The following is an 8,216-nucleotide window of genomic DNA, read 5'->3' as shown; positions in this document are numbered from 1 at the left end:
GTCCTTGACGAGGAATCCGGCCGCGCCGGCGCGCAGCGCGTTGAAGACGTATTCGTCCAAGCCGTAGTTGGTCAGGATGACGACGTGCACCCGGGCGAGCCTCCCCTTTCCTGCCGCCCCGGTGATCATGAAGTTATTGCAGCGACACGCCGGCCGGACTGACAACAACTCCATGGTCAACGGGGTGGGAACCGGGGGTGGAGATGGGGAAGGGGGCACGCCGGTGTGTCGGCGTGCCCCCCTTCGGGTGGTGCTGGTGGATCACATGCTGGCGATGTCGCCCTGCTTGGCGCGGACGCCTCGGCGGCCTCCTTCAGGCTGGCCAGCTCGTCGGCGTCCAGGTCGGTCTCGACGACCCGCTTGACGCCCTCGGCGCCGATCTCGGCCTCGACGCCCAGGTAGACGCCGGAGATGCCGTACTCGCCGTCGACCCAGGCGCAGACCGGCATGACGTCGCCGGAGTCCTCCGCGACGGCCTTGGCCATCCGGGCGGCGGCGGCCGACGGGGCGTAGTACGCCGAGCCGGTCTTCAGCAGCGCCACGACCTCGGCGCCACCGTTGCGGGTCTTGACGACCAGCTCCTCGATCTGCTCGGCCGGCATCGCGTCGCGCAGCGGCTTGCCGTTCACCGTGCTCTTCGACGGCACCGGGACCATGGTGTCGCCGTGCGAGCCGAGGGTCAGGGTCCTGACCGACTTCACCGGCACCTGGAGGGCCTCGGCGACGAAGTTGGTGAACCGGGCGGTGTCGAGCATGCCGGCCTGACCGAGCACCCGGTTCTTCGGGAACTGGGTGGCGAGCTGGGCCAGCGCGGTCATCTCGTCCAGCGGGTTTGAGACCACGATGACGACCGCGTTCGGGGCGTACTTGGCGACGTTCTCGGCCACCTGGCGGACGATCTTGGCGTTCGTCTCCAGCAGGTCCATCCGGCTCATGCCCGGCTTGCGCGGGAGGCCGGCGGTGATGACGACGACGTCCGAGCCCTCGATGGCCTCGTAGCCCTCGCCGTTCGGGCCGGTGGTGACGCCGACGACCTTGGTCTCGAAGCCCTCGATCGCGCGGGACTGGTTGAGGTCCAGCGCGAGACCCGCCGGCTTGCCCTCCACGATGTCGGTGATCACGACGGTGTCGAAGACGTCGTACTCGGCCAGGCGCTGTGCGGTGGTGGAGCCGTAGAAGCCGGCCCCGACGACAGTGACCTTCTTACCCATGGTCGTCCCACTCCCTGCTACCAGTCGGTTTTCCGGACCGTATCAGCCATCCTGGCACCGATCCGGGTAGGGGCGGACGGTTATGACACCGATGGCCGTGCTCAGCCCCGCTCGGCCCGTTCCACCACGTTGGTGAGCAGCATGGCGCGGGTCATCGGCCCGACACCGCCGGGCATCGGGACCACCTTGCCGGCCGCCTCGGCCACCTCCGGGTCCACGTCTCCGGTGTACCGGCCCTTGCCGTCCGCGCCGATCACGCGGGTGATGCCGACGTCGACCACGGTCGCGCCCGGGGTGATCATGTCGGCGGTGAGCAGCCCGGGTACGCCCGCCGCGACGATCACGATCTCGGCGGCGCGGGTGTGCGAGGCGAGGTCGAGGGTGCCGGTGTGGCACAGCGTCACGGTGGCGTTCTCGCTGCGCCGGGTGAGCAGCAGGCCCAGCGGGCGGCCGACGGTGTTGCCCCGGCCGACCACGGCGACCGTCGCGCCGCGCAGCGGTACGTCGTGCCGGCGGAACAGCTCGACGATGCCGCGCGGGGTACAGGGCAGCGGGGCGTCGTAGCCGAGCACCAGTCGGCCGAGGTTGACCGGGTGCAGGCCGTCGGCGTCCTTGTCCGGGTCGATCATCTCCAGCGCGCGCTGGGTGTCCAGGTGGGCCGGGAGCGGCAGCTGGACGATGTAGCCGTGACAGGCCGGGTCGGCGTTGAGCTCGGCGAGGACCGCGTCGACCTGCTGCTGGGTGGCGTCGGCGGGCAGCTCGCGGCGGATGGAGGCGATCCCGACCTCGGCGCAGTCCCGGTGCTTGCCGTTGACGTACGCCTGGGAGCCCGGGTCGGCCCCGACCAGGACGGTGCCGAGGCCCGGGGTGATGCCGCGCTCCGCGAGCGCCTTGACCCGCGTCCGCAGCTCGTCCTTGATCTCCGCCGCGGTCGCCTTGCCGTCCAGGATCGTCGCCGTCACGTCCAGATCGTCTCACGGCGACGGCCGCAGGTTGGGACGACGACCAACCGTGACTTTCTGTTACGTGGCTTTCATCACTCAGAGTGACCGTGTGTGGAGTCGACCACACCCCGGGACGGACGGCCAATCATGAACGGGCACAGAGCGGACGGCGGGCCGGCAACCACGCACGGCTATCCGGAGCGCGCCACGGGCGCGGAACGCCAGCCTCGAAACCGACATTGAGCAGCGGCCTCACGCATCGCTCTTAGCAGAGGGGCGGAAGGGCGACAAGACCGGGACCGCCTTTCCGTTATTGGTTCGCAACGCTCTCGTTGCCGAACAGCCCGCCGCGACCTACCGTTGCCCAACGTTGCGCAGCGTTACCCAGCGCCGGGCCAGACTGCGCAGCGTGAGGAGATGAGGAGACTCAATGCGAGTTCGTAGGCTTGCCGCCTGGACCGCTCTCCCGCTCGCGGTGACGCTTGGCCTGGTGGCCTGCGGCTCGGGCGGCGACGGCGGATCAGGGCAGAGCGACCCCAACGCGGCCGTGCGGATCGAGATCGCCGAGCCGCAGCACCTGGTGCCCACCAACACCAACGAGACCAGTGGTTCGCAGGTGCTCGCCGCCCTGTTCAGCCCGCTGGTCGACTATGACGAGGCCAACAAGCCGTACGAGGTGGCGGCCGAGTCGGTGACGTCGTCGGACAACAAGGTCTGGACGATCAAGCTGAAGGACGGCTACACCTTCCACAACGGCGAGAAGGTCACGGCCGAGAACTACATCGACGCCTGGAACTACGGCGCGTACGCCCCCAACGGCCAGAACTCGAGCTACTTCTTCGAGAAGGTCGCCGGCTACGAGGACCTGCAGGGCGAGAAGCCGGCCGCGAAGACGCTGTCCGGGCTGAAGAAGGTCGACGACCTCACCTTCACCGTGACGCTGACCGAGCCGTACAGCGAGTTCAAGACGATGCTCGGCTACACGGCCTTCTACCCGCTGCCGAAGGCGGCCTTCTCCGCCCCGGGCGTGCTGGCCGAGGGCTACGAGCAGGCGCCGATCGGTCAGGGCCCGTTCAAGATCAAGGGCAGCTGGCAGCACGACGCCAAGGTCGAGGTCGAGAAGTACGACGCCTTCCCCGGCCAGAAGCCGAAGGTGGCCGGCGTCGAGTTCCGGATCTACCAGCAGCCGACCGCGGCCTACGCGGACGTGCTCTCGGACAACCTGGACGTCATCAAGACCATCCCGACCGAGAGCCTGTCGACGGCCGCCACCGACCTCGGTGACCGGTTCGAGCAGAGCCCGGCCTCGTCGCTGCAGGTGCTGGCGTTCCCGACGTTCCAGAAGGAATTCAGCAAGCCCGAGGTCCGCAAGGCGATCTCCATGGCGATCGACCGGGACGAGATCACCAAGTCGATCTTCAAGGACTCGCAGCAGCCGGCCCGTTCCTTCGTCTCGCCGGTCGTGGCCGGCTACCGGGAGAACACCATCGGCGCGGCGGGCGAGTTCGACCCGGCCAAGGCCAAGGCGATGTACCAGGCCGCGGGTGGCCCGTCCAAGATCGAGCTGTCGTACAACGGCGACGGCGGCCACAAGGACTGGATCGACGCGACCTGCAACCAGCTCAAGGCCAACCTGGGCGTGGAGTGCGTCGGCACCGCCGAGCCCAAGTTCGCGGACCTGCTGACCAAGCTCAAGGCGAAGCAGCCGGTCGGCCTGTTCCGGATGGGCTGGGTCATGGACTACCCGTCCATGGAGAACTACCTGGGCCCGCTGTACAGCACCAACGGTTCCTCGAACTACTACGGCTACAGCAACCCCGAGTTCGACAAGCTGCTGGCCGAGGGCGCCAAGGCGCCGAACGAGGAAGAGGCGATCAAGAAGTACCAGGCGGCGGAGGACCTCCTGGCCGAGGACCTGCCGGTGATCCCGCTGCGGTACGGCCAGAACAACTTCGGACACTCGACCAAGGTCAAGAACGTGGAGATGGATCTCTTCGACCGGGTCGACCTGCTGAAGATCGAGGCCGTCAAGTAACAGCGCTGGTGGGGTCGGGTCACCGCGAGGTGGCCCGACCCGACCCGCCACGTCCTTCGCCCCTTTTCAGAGAGACTTCACAGTATGTTCCGCTTTATCCTGCGGCGACTGCTCCAGATGGTCCTCGCCTTCTTCGGAACCACGCTGATCGTCTACGCACTGATGTTCGCCGGTCAGGGCGACCCGATCCAGGCGCTCGCCGGCGAGCGCCCGGTCACCGCCGCCCAGCGGGCATACCTGACGGAAAAGTTCCACCTCGACCAGACCGGGGTGGGCGGCTTCTTCTACCGCTACTTCGACTACATCAAGAACCTGCTCCAGGGTGACCTCGGGCAGTCGCTGACCGGCCGCCAGATCGGCGACATCCTCGCCGCCGCCTGGCCGGTGACCGTCAAGCTGGCGCTCATCGCGATGGCCGTGACGATCCTGTTCGGGGTCACCGCGGGCGTGCTCGCCGGCATCCGCCGGGCCAGCATCTTCGACAACTCGACGCTGGTGCTGACCCTGCTGGTGCTCGGCATCCCGACCATCGTGCTGGCCCCGCTGGCGCAGTACCTGCTCGGCGTCAAGTGGCAGCTCTTCCCGCCCACCGCCGGCTCTGAGCCCGACCTGTACGCGCTGCTGCTCCCCGGCATCGTGCTCGGCTCGCTCTCGCTGGCCACCGCGCTGCGGCTGACCCGGACCTCGGTGGCGGAGAACCTGCGCGCCGACTACGTCCGGACGGCCCGCTCGAAGGGCCTGGTCAAGCGGCGGATCGTCAGCGTGCACGTGCTGCGCAACTCGCTCATCCCGGTGATCACCTTCCTCGGCGTCGAGCTGGGCAACCTGATGAGCGGCGCGATCATCACCGAGGGCGTGTTCAACATCCCCGGCGTCGGCTTCAACCTCTTCCGGGGCATCCGCACCGAGGACGGCCCGCTGGTGGTGGGCATCGTCAGCGTGCTCGTCGTGGTCTACCTCCTGTCCAACCTGGTGGTGGACGTCCTGTACGCCGTACTCGACCCGAGGATTCGCTATGAGTGACTTCGAGACCGTGGCGGCCACGGAGAACCAGGCCGCGCGGCGGGGCGTGTCCGGCGAGCCCGGAGCGCCCAACCAGATCGGCGCGCCGCAGAAGGCCCGCAGCCTGGCCGGTGACGCCTGGCGCGACCTGCGCCGCAATCCGATCTTCTGGATCAGCCTCGCCCTGGTCGTCGTGATCGCGGCGATGGCCGTCGTACCCTCGCTCTTCACCGCCAACGACCCGCGCGACTGCGTGCTCTCCCGGCAGCACGACGGGCCGTCCGGCGGGGCCATCTTCGGGTACGACTTCCAGGGCTGCGACACGTACGCCCGGGCGGTCTACGGCGCCCGCGCCTCGCTGCTGGTCGGCGCGCTCTCCGCGCTGCTCACCGGCATCATCGCGCTGGTGATCGGCATGCTGGCCGGCTACTTCGGCCGCTGGGTCGACGCGGTGCTCTCCCGCGTGATCGACATCGTGCTCGGCATCCCGCTGCTGCTCGCCGCGATCGTGCTGCTCAAGCGGGTGAGCACCAGCAGCGACAACGTCCGGCTGTTCGCGGTGATCTTCGTGCTGGCGGTGCTCGGCTGGACCACCGCGGCCCGGGTGGTCCGCTCCTCGGTGATCACCGCCAAGGAGCAGGACTACGTGGCGGCGGCCCGGATGCTCGGCGCCGGCAACGGCCGGATCATGTGGCGGCACATCCTGCCGAACGCGCTCGCCCCGGCGATCGTGGTGCTCACCATCGCGCTCGGCTCGTTCATCGCCGCCGAGGCGACGCTGAGCTTCCTCGGCATCGGTCTCAAGGCCCCGACCATCTCGTGGGGCATCGACATCGACGCCGGCCGGGTGCACATGCGCGAGTCGGCGACGCCGCTGGTCGTCCCGTCCGCCTTCCTCGCGCTGACCGTCCTCGCCTTCATCATGCTGGGCGACGCCATCCGCGACGCCTTCGACCCGAAGCTCCGGTGAGAACCTCATGACCCAGTCCGCTGTCCACCCGACGCCGGCCTCCCCCACGCCCGAGGGCGGCCACCTGCTCGACATCCGGGACCTGCACGTCGAGTTCCGGACGAGCGAGGGCGTCGCCAAGGTGATCAACGGCGTCTCCTACCACCTGGACGCCGGCGAGACCCTCGCGGTGCTCGGCGAGTCCGGCTCCGGCAAGTCGGTCACCGCCCAGGCGATCATGGGCATCCTCGACACGCCGCCGGCGGTGATCCGCTCCGGTCAGATCCTCTACCAGGGTCGGGACCTGCTGAAGCAGTCGGAGGAGCAGCGCCGCCAGGTGCGGGGCAAGGAGATCGCGATGATCTTCCAGGACGCCCTCTCCGCCCTGAACCCGGTCTTCCCCGTCGGCTGGCAGATTGGCGAGACGCTGCGCCAGCGCGAGGGGATGTCCAAGGCGGACGCCCGCCGGCGCGCCGTCGAGCTGATGGACCTGGTCCGGATCCCGGCCGCGGCGAAGCGCCTCGGCGACTACCCGCACCAGTTCTCCGGCGGAATGCGGCAGCGCGTCATGATCGCGATGGCGCTCGCCATGAACCCGAAGGTGCTGATCGCCGACGAGCCCACCACCGCGCTGGACGTCACCGTGCAGGCCCAGATCATGGACCTGCTGGCCGACCTGCGCCGGGACCTCAACATGGCGATGATCCTGATCACCCACGACCTCGGCGTGGTCGCCGGCGTCGCGGACCGGATCGCGGTCATGTACGCCGGCCGGATCATCGAGCACGCCGACGTCCGCTCGCTGTACCGGTCGCCCGCCCACCCGTACACCAAGGGTCTGCTGGAGTCGATCCCGCGCATGGACGTGCGCGGCCAGGAGTTGTCGACGATCAAGGGGCTGCCGCCGAACCTGATGCGGATCCCCTCCGGCTGTCCGTTCCACCCCCGGTGCCCGTACGTGCAGCAGGTCTGCGTGGACGTGGTGCCGCACGACCTGGTCCTCGGCGACGGCCGGACCAGCGCGTGCCACTTCGCGCAGGAGGTCCGAGATGACAGCGCCCGCTAGCCCGACCAAGGTCCGCGGCGAGACCATCCTCTCCGTCGACAACCTGGTCAAGCACTTCCCGATCACCCAGGGCGTGCTGTTCCAGAAGCAGACCGGCGCGGTCCGGGCCGTCGACGGGGTGAGCTTCGAGCTGCGCCGGGGCGAGACCCTGGGCATCGTCGGCGAGTCCGGCTGCGGCAAGTCGACGCTGGCCCGACTGCTGATGCGGCTGGAGACGCCCACCTCCGGCGGGGCCACCCTGGAGGGGAAGGACCTGTTCAAGGCCTCCGGGGGCGAGCTGCGCCGGCTGCGGCGCAACATGCAGATGGTGATGCAGGACCCGTACACCTCGCTCAACCCGCGGATGACGGTCGGCGACATCATCGGCGAGCCGTTCGACATCCACCCGGAGGCGGCGCCGAAGGGCAGCAAGCGGCGGCGGGTGCAGGAGCTGCTGGACGTGGTCGGGCTCAACCCGGAGCACGTCAACCGCTACCCGCACCAGTTCTCCGGCGGCCAGCGGCAGCGCATCGGCATCGCCCGGGCGCTCGCCCTGCGGCCCGAGGTGATCGTCTGCGACGAGCCGGTCTCCGCGCTGGACGTGTCCATCCAGGCGCAGGTGATCAACCTGCTGGAGCAGCTCCAGGACGAGTTCGGGCTCTCGTACATCTTCATCGCGCACGACCTGTCGGTGGTCCGGCACATCTCGGACCGGGTCGCGGTGATGTACCTCGGCAAGATCGTGGAGATCGGCACCGAGGACGAGATCTACGAGCGGGCCACCCACCCGTACACCCAGGCGCTGCTCTCGGCGGTGCCGGTGCCGGACCCGGACGTCCGCAACGACCGGACCATCATCCGGCTCACCGGCGACGTGCCGAGCCCGGCCGATCCGCCGTCCGGCTGCCGCTTCCGCACCCGCTGCTGGAAGGCCCAGGAGGTCTGCGCCCGCGAGGAACCCCTGACGGTCTCCCGCGCCCGCCGACCCCCACCCCCTCCGCCTGCCCACTTCGCCCGAACCTCCGCCCCA

The 8,216-nt window shown here is 69.2% G+C and carries 6 protein-coding genes and 1 pseudogene; 5 read left to right on the top strand and 2 right to left on the bottom strand.

What is annotated here, in order from left to right:
• Positions 1–261: 261 nt before the first annotated feature.
• A pseudogene (locus JNW89_RS20090) lies at positions 262–1,211 on the bottom strand (malate dehydrogenase).
• 101 nt (positions 1,212–1,312) lie between these two features.
• Positions 1,313–2,173: a bifunctional methylenetetrahydrofolate dehydrogenase/methenyltetrahydrofolate cyclohydrolase gene (locus JNW89_RS20085; RefSeq protein ID WP_238450066.1), complete on the bottom strand. Its 861-nt coding sequence runs from the start codon at positions 2,171–2,173 to the stop codon at positions 1,313–1,315.
• Positions 2,174–2,585: 412 nt separating this feature from the next.
• Between JNW89_RS20085 and JNW89_RS20080 the strand changes: the two genes are divergently transcribed.
• The 5 genes from JNW89_RS20080 to JNW89_RS20060 form a co-directional block, all read left to right on the top strand.
• Positions 2,586–4,190 (top strand): ABC transporter substrate-binding protein, encoded by a 1,605-nt coding sequence (locus tag JNW89_RS20080; RefSeq protein WP_238450065.1) that lies wholly within the window; start codon positions 2,586–2,588, stop codon positions 4,188–4,190.
• Positions 4,191–4,274: 84 nt separating this feature from the next.
• The gene (locus JNW89_RS20075; protein ID WP_238450064.1) at positions 4,275–5,213 is read left to right on the top strand and encodes an ABC transporter permease; all 939 of its coding nucleotides are present in this window, start codon (positions 4,275–4,277) and stop codon (positions 5,211–5,213) included.
• Positions 5,206–6,162 (top strand): ABC transporter permease, encoded by a 957-nt coding sequence (locus JNW89_RS20070; RefSeq protein ID WP_238450063.1) that lies wholly within the window; start codon positions 5,206–5,208, stop codon positions 6,160–6,162. Before JNW89_RS20075 ends, JNW89_RS20070 begins: the two co-directional genes overlap by 8 nt.
• Before the next feature lie 7 nt (positions 6,163–6,169).
• Positions 6,170–7,207, top strand: coding sequence for an ABC transporter ATP-binding protein (locus JNW89_RS20065; protein WP_238450062.1), 1,038 nt, complete (start codon positions 6,170–6,172; stop codon positions 7,205–7,207).
• Positions 7,191–8,216: ABC transporter ATP-binding protein (locus JNW89_RS20060; protein ID WP_238450061.1), on the top strand; the 1,026-nt coding region annotated here is incomplete at its 3' end. The genes JNW89_RS20065 and JNW89_RS20060, both read left to right, overlap by 17 nt.

This window comes from Micromonospora sp. 4G55 (genome assembly GCF_016803375.1).
Note: the sequence above shows the minus strand (reverse complement) of the source record. Positions and strands in the feature narration are given on the sequence as shown.